This window comes from Acidovorax sp. FG60 (assembly GCF_057808995.1).
This window is the reverse complement of sequence record NZ_JBMDJC010000006.1, coordinates 106,270-120,709: the sequence shown is the minus strand read 5'-3', so window position 1 is coordinate 120,709 and position 14,440 is coordinate 106,270. Positions and strand designations below refer to the sequence as shown.

Here is a 14,440-nt window from a genome sequence, read left to right as displayed (position 1 = left end):
CGAGAGGGCGGGGCGGGTGGCTTGGCAGGCCATTGTTTAGAGGCAGCTCCCTATGCCTTGATAATAGAGCCCCGCAAGACGGGGCTGTATTGCATACAACGATGATTTGAGGCGGGCCAACCGCTGTTCTGGAGCACGACTGAAAATGGCAGATTCCTTTTCCTACGAACAACTGATCGCCTCGGGCGAGGGCCGGCTGTTCGGCGCCGACAGCGGGCGCCTGCCGCTGCCGCCCATGCTGATGTTTGACCGCATCACGCACATCGACAGCGATGGTGGCGCGCACGGGCTGGGAAAGATCCGCGCCGAGCTCGATGTCAAACCCGACCTGTGGTTCTTTGCCTGCCACTTTCAGGGCGACCCGGTCATGCCCGGCTGCCTGGGGCTCGATGCCATGTGGCAACTCATCGGTTTTTACCTGACCTGGCTGCAGCTGCCCGGCCGGGGCCGTGCGCTGGGTGCGGGCGAGGTCAAGTTCACGGGCGAAGTGGGCCCGGACGTGAAGCTCGTCACCTACGAAATCGACATCAAGCGCGTCATCAAGCGCAAGCTGGTCATGGCCATTGGCGATGCCCGCCTGCTGGCTGATGGCAAGGAAATCTATGTAGCCAATGACCTGCGCGTGGGCTTGTTCAAGCGCGAGGAAGACGGCAAGGACGCAGCATGACCACCAAGAAGCGCGTAGTCATCACCGGCGCGGGCATCGTCTCGTGCATTGGCAACGACCTGGCCACCGTGGAAGCCTCCCTGCGTGAAGGCAAAAGCGGCATCAAGGCCGTCGAAAAATTCACCGAACTGGGCCTGCGCAGCCAGGTGGGTGGTGCGCCCGAGATCGACATCGAGGCGCGTATCGACCGCAAGCAGCTGCGCTTCATGGGTGATGCGGCCGCGTATGCGCAGATCGCGCTCGAAGACGCCATTGCCCAGGCGGGTCTCACGCCTGAGCAGGTGAGCCACCCGCGCACCGGCCTCATCATGGGCTCGGGCGGCGGATCGCCTGCCAACCAGATCGAGGCGGCCGACACGCTGCGCGAAAAGGGCATCCGCCGCGTCGGGCCCTACCAGGTCACGCGCTGCATGAGCTCCACCGTCTCTGCCTGCCTGGCCACCAACTTCAAGGTCAAGGGCATCAACTACTCCATCACCTCGGCCTGCTCCACCTCGGCCCACTGCATCGGTGTGGCCGCGCAGCAGATTGCCTGGGGCATGCAGGACGTGATGTTTGCGGGTGGTGGCGAGGAATTGAGCTGGGGCATGTCGCTGCTGTTTGATGGCATGGGTGCCATGTCCAGCAAGTACAACGCCACGCCCGAGAAGGCCTCGCGCGCCTACGACGCGAACCGCGACGGTTTTGTGATTGCGGGCGGTGGCGGTGCCGTGGTGCTGGAAAGCCTCGAACACGCCCAGGCGCGCGGCGCCACCATCCTGGCCGAAGTGGTGGGCTTTGGCGCCACCAGCGATGGCGAAGACATGGTAGCCCCCTCGGGCGATGGCGCCATTGCCTGCATGCAGCAGGCCATGGAAGGGCTCAACGCCCCCATCGACTACATCAACACCCACGGCACCTCCACGCCGGTGGGCGACATGCAGGAAGTGCGCGCCATGCGCGCCCTGTTTGGCGACAAGGTGCCGCCGTTTTCGTCCACCAAGTCGCTCACGGGCCACTCGCTGGGTGCCACGGGTGTGCAAGAGGCCATCTACTGCGTGATCATGCTCAACAAGGGCTTCATCGCTGGTTCTGCCAATGTGGAGACGCCCGACCCGGCACTGGGTGACATGCCCCTGGTTACGCAAACGCGCGATGCGCAGCTGACCACGGTGTTGTCCAACAGCTTCGGCTTTGGTGGCACCAACGCCAGCCTGGTGCTGCGCCGCTGGAACCACTGACCGCTGCCTGCCCACCGCAACGGCCTGCCTGTCTTTGGACATGCAGGCCGTTTTTCATGGGCTAGGAGGCTGCGCGGCAGAAGGCATCGAAGCGAAACGCGCGAAAACCGAGGATCGCGTGGAGCTACCGACAAGCCCAGGGTGGGCCCCTGGGCGCAGGAGGTAGTACCGCGCGAGACCGGTTTATCGCGCGTTGCAGCCGATGCTCCTTCTGCCGCGCAGCCTCCTAGCGCTTGGCAGGCTTGGGGTTGGGCTGCAGGGCCTCGTGCAGTAGGGTGGGCAGCATGGCCAGCATGCGCGTGGCCTGCAGACCGGGTGGCAAAGCCCTTGCGTGGTAGCTGTACAGCGACATGGGGGGCAGTTCGTGCAGTTCCTGCGCCACTATCTGCGCGGGGTCAAGCCCCTTGGCGGTGAGAAAGTCCACCACCGTCCATCCCATGCCCCGGCGCACCAGTTCCAGCGCCAGGCGCGATGTCTGCACCTGGATGCCAGGCCCGGCGGGGGAGCCCAGCCGTTGCGCGAGTTCGTCAATCGCCTGGCGCATGGGGTCGTCGCCCACCAGGCGGATCACCGGCACCTGCGCCAGCCGCGCGCCGGGGCTGGCGGCACGGGGTGCACGTGCCCACACACTGGTCGCCACCGCCAGGTACAGGCGACCACTGACCAGCAGGTCGCTCGCAATTTGCGGGTGCGGGTGTTTGTAGAAACCCAGGCAAAAGTCCACGCTGCGCGTGAGCAGCGCCTGCGTCATCTGGTCCTGGTGGATGGTGCGCACCTCCACGCCCACCTGCGGATGCTGCTCGGCATGGTGTTGCAACAGGCGCGGCAGAAACTCGTGGGTGATCGACGGGATCGCCCCCAGGCGTACATCGCCCGAATCACTGGTGGCCAGGTTGCGCGCGGTGCGCTTGAGTGCGTCCAGCTGCCGGTAGATGCCAGTGGATTCGGCCGCCAGCACCTGGGCCTCGGGGGTGGGGGTCAAGCCCGAAGGTGTGCGGTTGAACAGCCGGTAGCCCAGCTGCAGCTCGGTGTGCGCAATGGCCTTGCTGACCGCCGAGGGCGTGATGCACAGCAGGCGCGCCGCTGCGCTCATGTTGCCAGTCTGCAGCACGGCCTGAAATACTTCCAGTTGCCGCAAGTTCATTCCAGCGCTGCTCCGGTGTATGTGCCCGTGCGACCCGAATACTGGGATCGCGTGGAGGCGTTGGGGGTGTGAGTGAAATTCATAAGGGTGGGTCAATTATTCCGCATGACTGTGTTCTGCTTTCTCATAGGATGCGGCACCGCTTCACGGGCGGGTTTTGCAAAGAGCGGCGCAACGCGCGTCGCCAACCCCAAAAAAATCAGGAGACACCCTCATGCGCATTTCTTCCTCCCCCACTGCCAGCCGCTGGCTCGCAGGCTTGCTGTTGTCGGCCGCGTCCGCTGTGGCCATGGCCCAGGCTGCCAAGCCCAATGTGGTGGTGCTGGCCACCGGCGGCACCATTGCAGGTGCTGGCGCCTCGGCCGCCAACAGTGCCACCTACGCTGCTGCCAAGGTGCCGGTCGATAAACTGCTGGCAGGCCTGCCCGAGCTGGCCAACGTGGCCAAGGTGTCCGGTGAGCAGGTGTTCCAGATCGCGTCTGAAAGCTTCACCAACGAGCACCTGCTGCGCCTCGGCCAGCGCGTGTCGGCCCTGGCCAAGCAGGCGGATGTGGACGGCATCGTCATCACCCACGGCACCGACACGCTGGAAGAAACCGCGTACTTCCTGAACCTCACCGTGCGCACCAACAAGCCCATCGTGGTGGTGGGCTCCATGCGCCCCGGCACGGCCCTGTCGGCCGACGGCGCGCTGAACCTGTACGACGCCGTGACCGTGGCCGCCAGCAAGGACGCTGCCGGCAAGGGCGTGCTGGTCACGATGAACGACGAGATCCAGAGCGGTCGCGACGTGAGCAAGACCATCAACATCAAGACCGAGGCCTTCAAGAGCCAGTGGGGCCCACTGGGCATGGTGGTGGAAGGCAAGAACTACTGGTTCCGCGCGCCGGTCAAGCGCCACACCATGCAGTCGGAGTTCAACATCGACGACATCAAGGCCCTGCCCGCCGTGGACATCGTCTATGGCTACAGCAACATGAACACCACGGGCATTGAAGCCTACGGCAAGGCTGGCGTGAAGGCGCTGATCCACGCCGGTACGGGCAACGGCTCGGTGGCCGCACAGGCGGTGGATTCGCTCAAGGCACTGCGTGCTGCGGGCGTGCAGATTGTTCGCTCGGCCCGCGTGCCCGACGGTTTTGTGCTGCGCAATGCCGAGCAGCCTGACGACAAGTACGACTGGGTGGTGGCCCACGACCTGCGCCCCCAAAAGGCCCGCATCCTGGCCATGGTGGCCCTCACTAAGACCAATGACAGCAAGGAACTGCAGCGCATTTTCTGGGAGTATTGAAGCACCCCCTGAGGTGCTGCGCGCCTTCCCCCTGAAGGGGGACGCCCCCAGCGCGGCGGGGCGGCCCTTGCGCGGGGGCACTCGCCCAGGCAGCGCCCTGTGGTGGCGCTCCGGCCAGTGCGATGGATAGTTGATTTGACTTGGCGCACAACACGTGCGCCGACGGGCTACCCGCAAAGGTGGTCACTGGTACGCAACGGGCTATAGCCTGCGTGACTGGTTGGGAAGGCTGGTGCTCCAAAAGGGCTCCGGCCTTTTTTCATGGGCGCGGGCCGATGTTGCTGGCGCTGCCGCAGCACGTGCGGCTGCGCGCCGTAAAATCACTGGTTTGCGCGCGCGAGGCCCGTCCTTGCTACCTTTGGGGTGGCAGGCGCCGGGGCTGGCATCCGCACCGCCTTTTCTTCTTTTTCCCCTTACTTGCTCGGCCCTGGCTTGCCAGTGCCTCAGCCAAAGACGCCATGTTGACATTCCAGCAAATCATTTTGAAGCTGCAGTCCTACTGGGACGCGCAGGGTTGCGCCCTTTTGCAACCCTATGACATGGAAGTGGGCGCCGGCACCTCGCACACCGCCACCTTCCTGCGCGCCATCGGCCCCGAGCCCTGGAAGGCCGCCTACGTGCAGCCCAGCCGCCGCCCCAAGGACGGCCGCTACGGCGAGAACCCCAACCGCCTGCAGCACTACTACCAGTACCAGGTGGTGCTCAAGCCCGCACCGGCCAACATCCTGGAGCTGTACCTGGGCAGCCTCGAAGCCCTGGGCTTCGACCTGAAAAAGAACGACATCCGCTTTGTCGAAGACGACTGGGAGAACCCCACGCTCGGCGCCTGGGGCCTGGGCTGGGAGGTCTGGCTCAACGGCATGGAGGTGACGCAGTTCACCTACTTCCAGCAGGTGGGCGGCATCGACTGCAAGCCTGCCACGGGTGAGATCACCTATGGCCTGGAGCGCCTGGCCATGTACCTGCAGGGCGTGGACAACGTCTACAACCTCAAGTGGACCGACACCCTGAGCTACGGCGACGTGTACAAGCAAAACGAGGTGGAGCAGTCCACCTACAACTTCGAGCACAGCGATGCTGACTTTCTGTTCACCGCCTTCAATGCGCACGAAAAGCAGGCCAAGTACCTGATGGAGCAGCAGCTGGCGCTGCCTGCGTACGAGCAGGTGCTCAAGGCCGCGCACAGCTTCAACCTGCTGGATGCCCGTGGCGCCATCAGCGTGACGGAACGCGCTGCCTACATCGGCCGCATCCGCAACCTGGCCCGCGCCGTGGCGCAGAGCTACTACGAAAGCCGTGAGCGCCTGGGCTTCCCGATGGCGCCCCGCGAGTGGGTGGAACAGATGACGAAGAAGGCTGCGTGAGCGCGCGGAAAGAACAAGAACATGACGACCCAAAACCTCCTCGTTGAACTGTTTGTCGAAGAATTGCCCCCCAAGGCGCTGCAGAAGCTGGGCGATGCCTTCGCTACCGTGCTGGGCGACCAGCTCAAGGCCCAGGGCCTGGCGACGGCTGCCTCGGTGGTCACGCCCTTTGCCTCGCCTCGCCGCCTGGCTGCGCATGTGACCGCCGTGGCCGACAAGGCCGCTGACAAGGCCGTGCAGCAAAAGCTGATGCCCGTGACCGTGGGCCTTCAAGCGGACGGCAATGCCACGCCTGCGCTGCTGAAAAAGCTGCAGGCGCTGGGCGCCGATGTGTCCAACCCCGCAGCCGCTGTGGCCGCCTTGAAGCGTGCGCAGGACGGCAAGGCCGAAGCCCTGTTCTACGATAGCGTGGTGCCCGGTGCTACGTTGCAAGCGGGCTTGCAAAAGGCGCTGGACGAAGCCATTGCCAAGCTCCCCATCCCCAAGGTCATGAGCTATCAGCTCGAAACCGACTGCGAGCTGCCCGGCTGGACCAGCGTGAACTTTGTGCGCCCCGCGCACGGCCTGGTGGCGCTGCATGGCAGCACCGTGGTGCCCGTGAAGGCGCTGGGCCTGACCGCTGGCAACAGCACCACCGGCCACCGTTTTGAAGCCGCCGTGTCGCCCGTGGTGCTGGCCGACGCCGACAGCTACTCCGCCACGCTGAAGAAGGACGGCGCCGTGATCGCCAGCTTTGCCGAGCGCAAGGCCGAGATCGCGCGCCAGCTGGCCGCGGCTGCCGCCAAGGTCGGCAATGGCGCCCGCCCCATTGAAGACGAGGCGCTGCTCGACGAAGTGACCGCGCTGGTCGAGCGCCCCAACGTGGTCATCTGCCAGTTTGAAGAGCAGTTCCTGGGCGTGCCGCAGGAATGCCTCATCCTCACGATGAAGGCCAACCAGAAGTACTTCCCGCTGCTGGACGCTGCAGGCAAGCTGACCAACAAGTTCCTGGTGGTCAGCAACATCAGCCCCGAAGACACGAGCTTTGTGACCGGCGGCAACGAGCGCGTGGTGCGCCCCCGTTTGGCCGATGCCAAGTTTTTCTTTGATCAGGACCGCAAGAAGACCCTGGCCTCGCGCGTCGAGGGTCTGGGTAAGGTCGTGTACCACAACAAGCTAGGCACGCAGGGTGAACGCGTGGAGCGCGTGCGCGCCATTGCCAAGGCGATTGCATCCCAGCTGGGCGACGCACAACTGGTGCAGGATGCCGACCTGTCCGCGCAACTGGCCAAGACCGACCTCGTGACCGACATGGTGGGCGAGTTTCCTGAGCTGCAGGGCATCATGGGCGGCTACTACGCCCTGAACGACGGCCTGGGCGAGACCGTGGCGCACGCGATCGAAGACCACTACAAGCCGCGTTTTGCGGGCGACGCGCTGCCGCGCAACACCGCAGGCGTCGTGGTGGCCCTGGCCGACAAGCTCGAAACCCTGGTCGGTATGTTCGGCATCGGCAACCTGCCCACGGGCGACCGCGATCCGTTTGCGCTGCGCCGCCACGCGCTTGGCGTGATCCGCATGCTGGTCGAGAAGGATCTGCCGCTGGAGATGAATGCGCTTCTGGCTGGTGCAGTGCCCGCCTTTGGCGACAAGATCACCGATGCTTCAGCGGCCCTGGCCGACTTCATCTACGACCGCCTCGCCGGCAGCCTGCGTGAGCAAGGCTACAGCGCCCAGGAAGTCGACGCGGTGCTAGCCCTGCGCCCGCAGCGTCTGGCCTTGGTCGAAAAACAACTCGCCGCAGTGCGCGCCTTCGCCGCCTTGCCCGAAAGCCCCGCCCTTGCCGCCGCCAACAAGCGCGTGGGCAACATCCTCAAGAAGGCCGAGGTCGAAGGCCCGGTGGACGCGCACGTGAACCCCGAGCTGCTGCAGGAAAAAGCCGAGCAGGACCTGTACGCTGCCCTGCAGCGCTTCGTGCCCGAAGCCAACGCCCAGTTCGATGCTGGCGACTACACCGCATCGCTGCAGACCCTGGCCGTGCTGCGTGCGCCGGTGGACGCGTTCTTTGACGATGTGATGGTCAACGCCGAGCAACTGGATGTGCGCATGAATCGCCTGGGTCTGCTCAAGATGCTGCACAACGCGATGAACCGCGTGGCCGACCTGTCCCGCCTGGCGGTTTGACCGGTTTGCACAAGCTGCTAGGCTGGCGGTTCTCACAAGGTAAACCCCTCCTATGAAACTCGCCATCCTCGACCGCGACGGCACCCTCAATCCGCTGGCGGACGACTACGTCACCGCTGCCGACGAGTGGACCGCTGTGCCGGGCGCGCTCGAAGCCATTGCGCGCCTCAACCATGCGGGCTGGCATGTGGTGGTGGCCACCAACCAGCCGGGCCTGGGCCGGGGCTTGTTTGATGTGGTGGCGCTGAACGCCATCCACGCCAAGATGCACCGCCAGGTGGCGGCGGTGGGTGGGCGCATTGATGCCGTTTTCTACTGCCCCCACGCGGCCGATGAGGAGTGTGCGTGCCGCAAGCCCGCCCCCGGGCTGCTGGAGCAGATCAGTGACCGCTATGGGGTGGAGCGTGAGGATGTGCAGGTGGTGGGCAGCTGCACTGCGCACCTGCAGGCAGGCGCCGCACTGGGCGCACAGCTGCACCTGGTGTGCACGGGGCAGTCGGCGCAGGTGCACCCGGGTGGCCCCTTGCCAGCGGGGGTTCCGCCGGGCACGCGCGTGCATGCCAGCCTGGGTGATTTTGTGGACCAGCTTTTGCCTGCTGTGCAGCCCGCTGCGGCACCCCTGGCGGCGACACCCCTGCCAGCGCCTGGTGGTGCCGCTTTCTGATGCTATTACTTTAATAGCTGTTAGCGCTTGATAGATAAGCGCTGGCGGCCAAAATGACCATCAAAATGGCCTTTATCCGTTCCGTCATTCACCTTCTCTGGATGGGCATCACTGTGGTGCCCTATGCGCTGACCATCATGCTGGGCACGCTGCTGGGCGTGCGCGGCAAGCCGCTGTACCGCATCGCCCGCGCGTGGCTGTCACTGTGCATCAGCGGTGCCCGCGTGATCCTGGGCATCCGCGCCAACGTGATCGGCATGGAGAACCTGCCGCAGGGCGAGAACGCGGGGGCGGTGCTGCTGGTCAAGCACCAGTCCACATACGAGACCTTTCTGATGCCCGCGATCATGCCGCGCCCCCTGGCCTATGTGTTCAAGAAGGAGCTGCTGCGTGTGCCGTTCTTCGGCTGGGCCATCGGCCGCCTCGACATGATCCACATCGACCGCGACCAGCGCACCCAAGCCTTCCACAAGGTGGTGCAGCAGGGCAAGGACCTGTTGGCCCAGGGCATCTGGATCATCATGTTCCCCGAAGGCACGCGCATCGAGCGTGGGCAAAAGGGCAACTACAAGACCGGCGGCACCCGCCTGGCCATCGACACCGGCGCGCCAGTGGTGCCAATTGCCGTGACGTCCGCCAAGGTCTGGCCGCGCAAGGCCTTCATCAAGCGCCCGGGCGTGGTGGATGTGTCCATCGGCAAGCCCATTTCCAGCGTAGGCCGCAAGCCCGACGAGCTGATGCGCGAAGTGGAGGCCTGGATCGAGGCCGAGATGCGCCGCCTGGACCCTGATGCGTACCCAGCCGTGGTCATCCCCCCGCACGGCAAGGCGGGCGAGAAGTAGGCCAGAGCGTGATGCAGCGGCTTGTGCAGTTGGCGCTCGACTTTTTCGACCCGCCGGTCGCACCGGCAGGACCGGCTGCGGCGCCGGGGGTGAAGGCTGCAGATTCCAAGCCAAAACTGCCCCCAGCGCTAGATGGGAAAGCGCCAGTAGCTCCTAAAACAGTAGTGAATCGGCCTGCTGCACCTGCTGCACCTGCTGCACCTGCTGTACCGCTGCCATCTCTGCTGTCTCCGGCCGAATTCCGCCACCCGCAGGCCAGCCGCGAAGTGCTGCTGGGCGATGCCGTCGTGGCCTATGCGTTGCAGCGCGCGCGGCGCCGCACCATCGGCTTTACCGTGGGGGCCGATGGATTGTCGGTACGTGCGCCCAGCTGGGTCACCCTGTCGGGCGTGGATTCTGCGCTGCGCGAGAAGTCCGAATGGATCCTGCGCAAGCTGTCTGAGGCGCGCGAGCGCCACCAGCGCATGGAAGGCGGTCGTATTGTCTGGGCCGATGGCGCCGTGTTGCCCTATCTGGGCGAGCCTTTGACCGTGGTGCTGGACCCGAGCCACGGTTTTGCGGGCAAAGGCGGTGCGCTGGTGGCGGGCACGGATGTGGTGCCACACAGCCTGCACATCGGCCTGCCTCACAGCGCCAGCCCCGCGCAGATCCGCGACGCTGTGCAGGCCTGGCTCATGCGCGACGCGCGCCGCCACTTCACCGAGCGGCTGGATCACTTTGCTCCGCTCTTGGGCGTGCGCTGGGCCAGCCTGCGCCTGTCGAGCGCCAACACCCGCTGGGGCAGTGCCAAGGCCGACGGCTCCATCCGCCTGAACTGGCGCCTGCTGCACTATCGCCCAGCCATCATCGACTACGTGGTGGCGCACGAACTGGCCCACCTGCGCGTGATGGACCACAGTCCGCGCTTCTGGGACACCGTGGCCACCGTGGTGCCCGACTATGCGCAGCTGCGCAACCGCTTGCGGGATGAGCCCGCGCCTTTGTGGTGAATCCCCCTGAGTCGCCTGCGGCGCCTTCCCCCTAGGGGGAAGGCGCCCTCGCTGCGGGGCGGCCCTTGGCTTGCGTCCCTCGCACTGGTCGCGCCCAGTTCAAACGTTTTGCCTAGTGCCCAGAAAGGATCCAAACCATGACAAATACGCTCTCCTCCGTTTCTCCCGCCGACGGCTATGCCGGTGACGTGACGCCCCAGCAGGCCTGGCAGTGGGTACAGGCCGGCCAGGCGGTGCTGGTGGATGTGCGCAGCGACGCCGAGCGGGAATGGGTGGGGCAGGTGCCCGGCGCCATCGCCGTGGCGTGGAAGCAGTGGCCGGGCATGGCCATGAACGCGGATTTTGATGCGCAGATGCGCACGGCCGTGCCTGAGGGCGCCCGGGCTGTGCTGCTTTGCCGCAGCGGCGTGCGCTCCATCGCCGCCGCGCGCCGCGCTACTGAGCTGGGCATCACGGCCTACAACATCCTGGAAGGTTTTGAGGGCGACGCCGATGCGCAGGGCCAGCGTGGCAAAAAGGGCGGCTGGCGTTTTCACGGTCTGCCGTGGAAGCAGGGTTGATGCTCCCAAAAAAATAGCTGCCAGCGCTTTATAGATAAGCGCTGGCAGCTGGCTCTAAAGCTTGACTTGCCCCGGCGTTCCGTTTGTCTCGGGCGTCGGTACACCTCCGACTCAGGCCAGTGCACCCGTGGAACCGGCTTTGCCGGGCCGCCGGGTGTGTTTCCCTTGGGGGAAGGCGCCGCAGGCGACTCAGGGGGTTACTTAGCCTGCGGGATTCGGAGTTTCTGGCCGGGATAGATCTTGTCGGGGTGGCTCAGCATGGGCTTGTTGGCCTCAAAGATCACGGGGTACTTGTTGGCGTCGCCATAGAACTTCTTGGCGATGGCGCTGAGCGTGTCGCCGCGCACCACGTCGTGGTACTGGGCTTCGGGCTCGGGGTTGGTCACATCCATCAGGTTCTCGACGCTGGTCACGCTGGCCACGTTGCCGCAGCACAGGGTGACTTTTTCCTTGGCCGCCTGCGTGGGGGCTGTGCCCTTCACGGTGACTTTGCCTTCGGGTCCTTCAAAGGCGACCTGCACATTGCTGGCGCCCAGGTTCTGGGACGCGATGTAGGTCTCGATGGCCTTGGATGCCTTGGCGTTGAGTTCATCTTGCGTGGGGGCTGCTGCCGTGGCGGCCTGTGCTTCTTTGCCGCCGAACAGCTTTTCGCCGGCTTCCTTGATGAAACTGAAAAGACCCATGTCGTACCTCCTAATGTTGCAGAAACAGGAAGGACCACTGTAGCGGCAATGGGCGGCTGCGTCGTGTCGGACACGGGCGCGACACGATTTTTCACAATTTGTGGGAGGGCAGGGGTGGTGCAGCCGGGGGCTGTCGCCCTCGGGCAGAGGTGCATCGCAAAACTCGGGATAATCCGCCGCATGACTTTTCTGGCCATCGACGTCGGTAACACCCGTCTCAAATGGGCGTTGTACGACGCTCCCCGCCCCGGGGCTGCGCTCATTGCGCATGGCGCCGAGTTTCTCGATCACATCGACCGCCTGGCTGAAGGTAGCTGGGAGTCGCTGCCTCACCCGGAGCGCATGCTGGGCTGCGTGGTGGCGGGCGATGCCGTCAAACGCCGCGTGCAAGAGCAGATGGAAATCTGGGATGTCACCCCCTCGTGGGTGGTGTCGTCGGCGCAGGAGGCGGGGCTCACCAACGGCTACGACCATCCCTCGCGCCTGGGCTCGGACCGCTGGGTGGCCATGATCGGCGCGCGCCACCATGTGTTGGCACGTGGCCGGGCGCGGCCGCTGGTGGTGGTGATGGTGGGCACGGCGGTGACGGTGGAGTGCATCGACACCGAGGGCCGCTTCATGGGCGGCCTGATCCTGCCCGGCCACGGCATCATGCTGCGCGCGCTCGAATCAGGCACCGCCGGCCTGCATGTGCCCACGGGTGAAGTGCGCCCGTTCCCCACCAACACCAGCGATGCACTGACCAGCGGCGGCACCTACGCCATCGCTGGTGCCGTGGAGCGCATGTACCAGCACCTGCTGCAGCACTGTGGCCAGGAGCCCGCCTGCATCATGACCGGCGGCGCAGGCTGGAAGATGGCGCCCAGCATGACACGGCCGTTCGAGCTGGTGGACAACCTGATTTTTGACGGCCTGCTGGAGATTGCCGCGCAGCGGTTTGGGGGCTGAGGGCTTTTGAGCTCCGCATCCATAGCAGCGCGACACGGCAATCTACTGCAAACCTCTGTGCAAAACTGGCGCTGCGCAAGCCAGAGACACCGAGCAAGGGCCGTCCCGCAGCGAGGGTGTCGTCCCCCTTCCCGAATGGCGTAGCCAGTCGAGAGAAGGGGGAAGCGGCAAAGCCGCTCAGGGGGATGCCTCTTACTCTTCTTCCAGTTCAGCCCGCGCCATCTCTACATCCAGCCGCTCCATGGCATCCATGGGTTCAGCGGCGGCGGCCTTTTCGTAGAGCGCGGTAGCTTCCTGCATTTTCTTGTCGCCCTCCAGCATGACGAGCGCATTGGCGTACTCGATCATCGCGATGGCCGATCCCGGGTTGAGCTTGAGGGCTTCCTGAAACAGCTTGAGGCCCGTGTCCTTCTTGGCGCCATAGGTCATGCCGCCAATCAGCGAGCCCACCTTGTCGATCACCTCGGCATGGAAGGCGCCCAGCGCAATGCGCGCATCGGCGTGTTTGGGCGACAGGGCAATGGCCTTCTCCAGCGAGTCCTTCACCTTGCCACCCAAGCCCTGCGCCAGCGCCTTGGCCACGCTGATGCCCTGGCTGTAGCGGCCCAGTGCGTAGGCATGCCAGTACCAGGCGTTGGCGTTGTCGGGCTCCTTGGCGGCCTGGGCCTCCGCCCGTTCGGCCACCTGCATGAACAGGTCCAGGCGCGCCTTCTCCTTCGGCTCCAGGTAGTTGGCATAGATGGAGGTGGCCTTGTTGGCGGCAGTGATACCCGCGCCACCGGCAGCCAGGCCCGCTGCCGCAGCTTTCTCAAAATCACCGTTGTGGAACAGCGCCCAGGCTTCCAGCACGCCAGCCTCCTTGGGGCAGGGTTCGGCATCACCGCCATGCAGTCGTGCCCAATGCTTCTTGACGCTCGCAGCGTCAAATTGGTAGTCGCCGGCGTGGGGGAAGGGGGTCCATTTGGCCATGGTGTGTGTCTCCAGAAGTTCTTGTTGGTGGGTGTCTGTGGCGGGTGGGCCGTGTATCAGCCTGGCGCTGGTGCGTAGGCGCCGACCAGCTGCAGCAGGTGGGCGCGCTGGCCGCTTTCGAGGTAGGGCATGAGCAGGTTCAGCACATGGTGGGCTCCGCGCAGCAGCGCGGCCTGGGCGCTTTCGGGCTCCAGTGCGCGGCGCGGGTCGCGCACGTATTCAAAGCTCAGCCAGTAAGTGAGCACCACGACCATGCTGGTGGCGGTGGCCTCCAGTTCGCGCGAGTCGATGTGCAGTGCATCTGCGCGGCCCATACCGTCGAGCATGGCGCGCACTGCGCGGGTCTTGTTCTTGAGGATGGCCTGGAAGTGGGTTTCCAGGCGCCGGTTCTTGGACAGCAGGTCGTTGAGATCGCGGTACAGGAAACGGTACTGCCAGATCAGCTCGAACAGCGAGTGCATGAAGAACCAGGCGTCCTCCACATTGCGCACACCATCGGCGGCGGCCAGCAGTTCGGTCAGCGAGGTTTCGTAGCGATCAAACAGCGCGTTGATCAGCTCGTCCTTGGCCGGGTAGTGGTAGTACAGGTTGCCGGGGCTGATGCGCAGCTCGGCCGAGATCAGGGTGGTGGAGACGTTGGGCTCACCGAACCGGTTGAACAGGTCCAGCGTCACTTCCAGAATGCGTTCTGCGGTGCGGCGTGGCGCTTTCTTCACCATGTGTGCGGGCCCCTTCGCGTCGTTTGGCGTCGTTGTTGCGTTGTCTCTGATGGCTACTCTAACCCACGCGGTCATGCTGCAGTGCGACATGAACGTGGGGTGCGTATGCAGTACCTAGGCTGCTTGTAGCGCACTTCATGGGTTTCACCAAAAAAAGAAAAGCGGTCCAAACGCCTTGGCGCGTGGACCGCTTGGAGCGGGCTGGGTGCTTGCCGGT

At 65.0% G+C, this 14,440-nt stretch carries 14 protein-coding genes; 10 read left to right on the top strand and 4 right to left on the bottom strand.

From position 1 onward, the window contains the following. Nucleotides 1-145: 145 nt before the first annotated feature. Entirely contained in the window at nucleotides 146-667 is a 522-nt protein-coding gene (fabA, locus tag ACODS0_RS11030; protein WP_008907199.1) for a 3-hydroxyacyl-[acyl-carrier-protein] dehydratase FabA, read from the top strand. Further along, entirely contained in the window at nucleotides 664-1,887 is a 1,224-nt protein-coding gene (gene fabB, locus ACODS0_RS11025) for a beta-ketoacyl-ACP synthase I (protein ID WP_121507622.1), read from the top strand. Before fabA ends, fabB begins: the two co-directional genes overlap by 4 nt. 226 nt (nucleotides 1,888-2,113) lie before the next feature. Here the strand turns inward: fabB and ACODS0_RS11020 are convergent, their stop codons facing one another. After that, complete coding sequence (locus tag ACODS0_RS11020; RefSeq protein WP_055396861.1) at nucleotides 2,114-3,031, bottom strand: LysR family transcriptional regulator; 918 nt, start codon at nucleotides 3,029-3,031, stop codon at nucleotides 2,114-2,116. Nucleotides 3,032-3,245: 214 nt separating this feature from the next. On the opposite strand from ACODS0_RS11020, the gene ACODS0_RS11015 reads away from it, so the two are divergent. From ACODS0_RS11015 to ACODS0_RS10985, 7 genes are all read left to right on the top strand, one after another. Continuing rightward, a complete protein-coding gene (locus ACODS0_RS11015; RefSeq protein WP_055396859.1) occupies nucleotides 3,246-4,322 on the top strand; it encodes an asparaginase in 1,077 nt (358 codons plus the stop codon). Nucleotides 4,323-4,780: 458 nt separating this feature from the next. Beyond that, a complete protein-coding gene (gene glyQ, locus ACODS0_RS11010; protein WP_010462637.1) occupies nucleotides 4,781-5,686 on the top strand; it encodes a glycine--tRNA ligase subunit alpha in 906 nt (301 codons plus the stop codon). A 21-nt stretch (nucleotides 5,687-5,707) separates the two neighbouring features. Beyond that, nucleotides 5,708-7,849 (top strand): glycine--tRNA ligase subunit beta, encoded by a 2,142-nt coding sequence (gene glyS, locus ACODS0_RS11005; RefSeq protein WP_488834888.1) that lies wholly within the window; start codon nucleotides 5,708-5,710, stop codon nucleotides 7,847-7,849. A gap of 52 nt (nucleotides 7,850-7,901) precedes the next feature. After that, on the top strand, nucleotides 7,902-8,513 hold the full coding sequence (gene gmhB / locus ACODS0_RS11000; protein ID WP_055396855.1) for a D-glycero-beta-D-manno-heptose 1,7-bisphosphate 7-phosphatase: 612 nt from the start codon (nucleotides 7,902-7,904) through the stop codon (nucleotides 8,511-8,513). 65 nt (nucleotides 8,514-8,578) lie between these two features. Then, nucleotides 8,579-9,355: a lysophospholipid acyltransferase family protein gene (locus ACODS0_RS10995; RefSeq protein ID WP_121508834.1), complete on the top strand. Its 777-nt coding sequence runs from the start codon at nucleotides 8,579-8,581 to the stop codon at nucleotides 9,353-9,355. Between the two features lie 11 nt (nucleotides 9,356-9,366). After that, entirely contained in the window at nucleotides 9,367-10,344 is a 978-nt protein-coding gene (locus ACODS0_RS10990) for a M48 family metallopeptidase (protein ID WP_488834887.1), read from the top strand. Nucleotides 10,345-10,481: 137 nt separating this feature from the next. After that, nucleotides 10,482-10,904, top strand: coding sequence for a rhodanese-like domain-containing protein (locus ACODS0_RS10985; protein WP_487256886.1), 423 nt, complete (start codon nucleotides 10,482-10,484; stop codon nucleotides 10,902-10,904). Between the two features lie 197 nt (nucleotides 10,905-11,101). On the opposite strand, the gene lysM is transcribed toward ACODS0_RS10985, so the two are convergent. Next, on the bottom strand, nucleotides 11,102-11,587 hold the full coding sequence (lysM, locus tag ACODS0_RS10980) for a peptidoglycan-binding protein LysM (protein ID WP_055396847.1): 486 nt from the start codon (nucleotides 11,585-11,587) through the stop codon (nucleotides 11,102-11,104). Between the two features lie 180 nt (nucleotides 11,588-11,767). Here lysM and ACODS0_RS10975 point away from each other — a divergent pair, with 180 nt between their 5' ends. Beyond that, a complete protein-coding gene (locus tag ACODS0_RS10975; protein ID WP_488834883.1) occupies nucleotides 11,768-12,535 on the top strand; it encodes a type III pantothenate kinase in 768 nt (255 codons plus the stop codon). A 192-nt stretch (nucleotides 12,536-12,727) separates the two neighbouring features. Here ACODS0_RS10975 and ACODS0_RS10970 read toward each other — a convergent pair whose 3' ends face one another. Further along, nucleotides 12,728-13,504 carry a tetratricopeptide repeat protein gene (locus ACODS0_RS10970; protein WP_488834881.1) on the bottom strand — a complete coding sequence of 259 codons (777 nt, stop codon included), beginning with the start codon at nucleotides 13,502-13,504 and terminating at the stop codon, nucleotides 12,728-12,730. A 56-nt stretch (nucleotides 13,505-13,560) separates the two neighbouring features. Then, on the bottom strand, nucleotides 13,561-14,223 hold the full coding sequence (locus tag ACODS0_RS10965; protein WP_121422226.1) for a TetR/AcrR family transcriptional regulator: 663 nt from the start codon (nucleotides 14,221-14,223) through the stop codon (nucleotides 13,561-13,563). Nucleotides 14,224-14,440 lie beyond the last annotated feature (217 nt).

Excerpts from the sequence above, each read along its gene's own strand:
- ACODS0_RS10995 (WP_121508834.1), top strand. The coding sequence starts at position 8,579 with ATGGCCTTTATCCGTTCCGTCATTCACCTTCTCTGGATGGGCATCACT.
- lysM (WP_055396847.1), bottom strand. The coding sequence starts at position 11,587 with ATGGGTCTTTTCAGTTTCATCAAGGAAGCCGGCGAAAAGCTGTTCGGC.
- ACODS0_RS10970 (WP_488834881.1), bottom strand. The coding sequence starts at position 13,504 with ATGGCCAAATGGACCCCCTTCCCCCACGCCGGCGACTACCAATTTGAC.
- ACODS0_RS10990 (WP_488834887.1), top strand. The coding sequence starts at position 9,367 with ATGCAGCGGCTTGTGCAGTTGGCGCTCGACTTTTTCGACCCGCCGGTC.
- ACODS0_RS11015 (WP_055396859.1), top strand. The coding sequence starts at position 3,246 with ATGCGCATTTCTTCCTCCCCCACTGCCAGCCGCTGGCTCGCAGGCTTG.
- glyS (WP_488834888.1), top strand. The coding sequence starts at position 5,708 with ATGACGACCCAAAACCTCCTCGTTGAACTGTTTGTCGAAGAATTGCCC.
- fabA (WP_008907199.1), top strand. The coding sequence starts at position 146 with ATGGCAGATTCCTTTTCCTACGAACAACTGATCGCCTCGGGCGAGGGC.
- glyQ (WP_010462637.1), top strand. The coding sequence starts at position 4,781 with ATGTTGACATTCCAGCAAATCATTTTGAAGCTGCAGTCCTACTGGGAC.
- fabB (WP_121507622.1), top strand. The coding sequence starts at position 664 with ATGACCACCAAGAAGCGCGTAGTCATCACCGGCGCGGGCATCGTCTCG.
- gmhB (WP_055396855.1), top strand. The coding sequence starts at position 7,902 with ATGAAACTCGCCATCCTCGACCGCGACGGCACCCTCAATCCGCTGGCG.
- ACODS0_RS10965 (WP_121422226.1), bottom strand. The coding sequence starts at position 14,223 with ATGGTGAAGAAAGCGCCACGCCGCACCGCAGAACGCATTCTGGAAGTG.
- ACODS0_RS10975 (WP_488834883.1), top strand. The coding sequence starts at position 11,768 with ATGACTTTTCTGGCCATCGACGTCGGTAACACCCGTCTCAAATGGGCG.
- ACODS0_RS11020 (WP_055396861.1), bottom strand. The coding sequence starts at position 3,031 with ATGAACTTGCGGCAACTGGAAGTATTTCAGGCCGTGCTGCAGACTGGC.
- ACODS0_RS10985 (WP_487256886.1), top strand. The coding sequence starts at position 10,482 with ATGACAAATACGCTCTCCTCCGTTTCTCCCGCCGACGGCTATGCCGGT.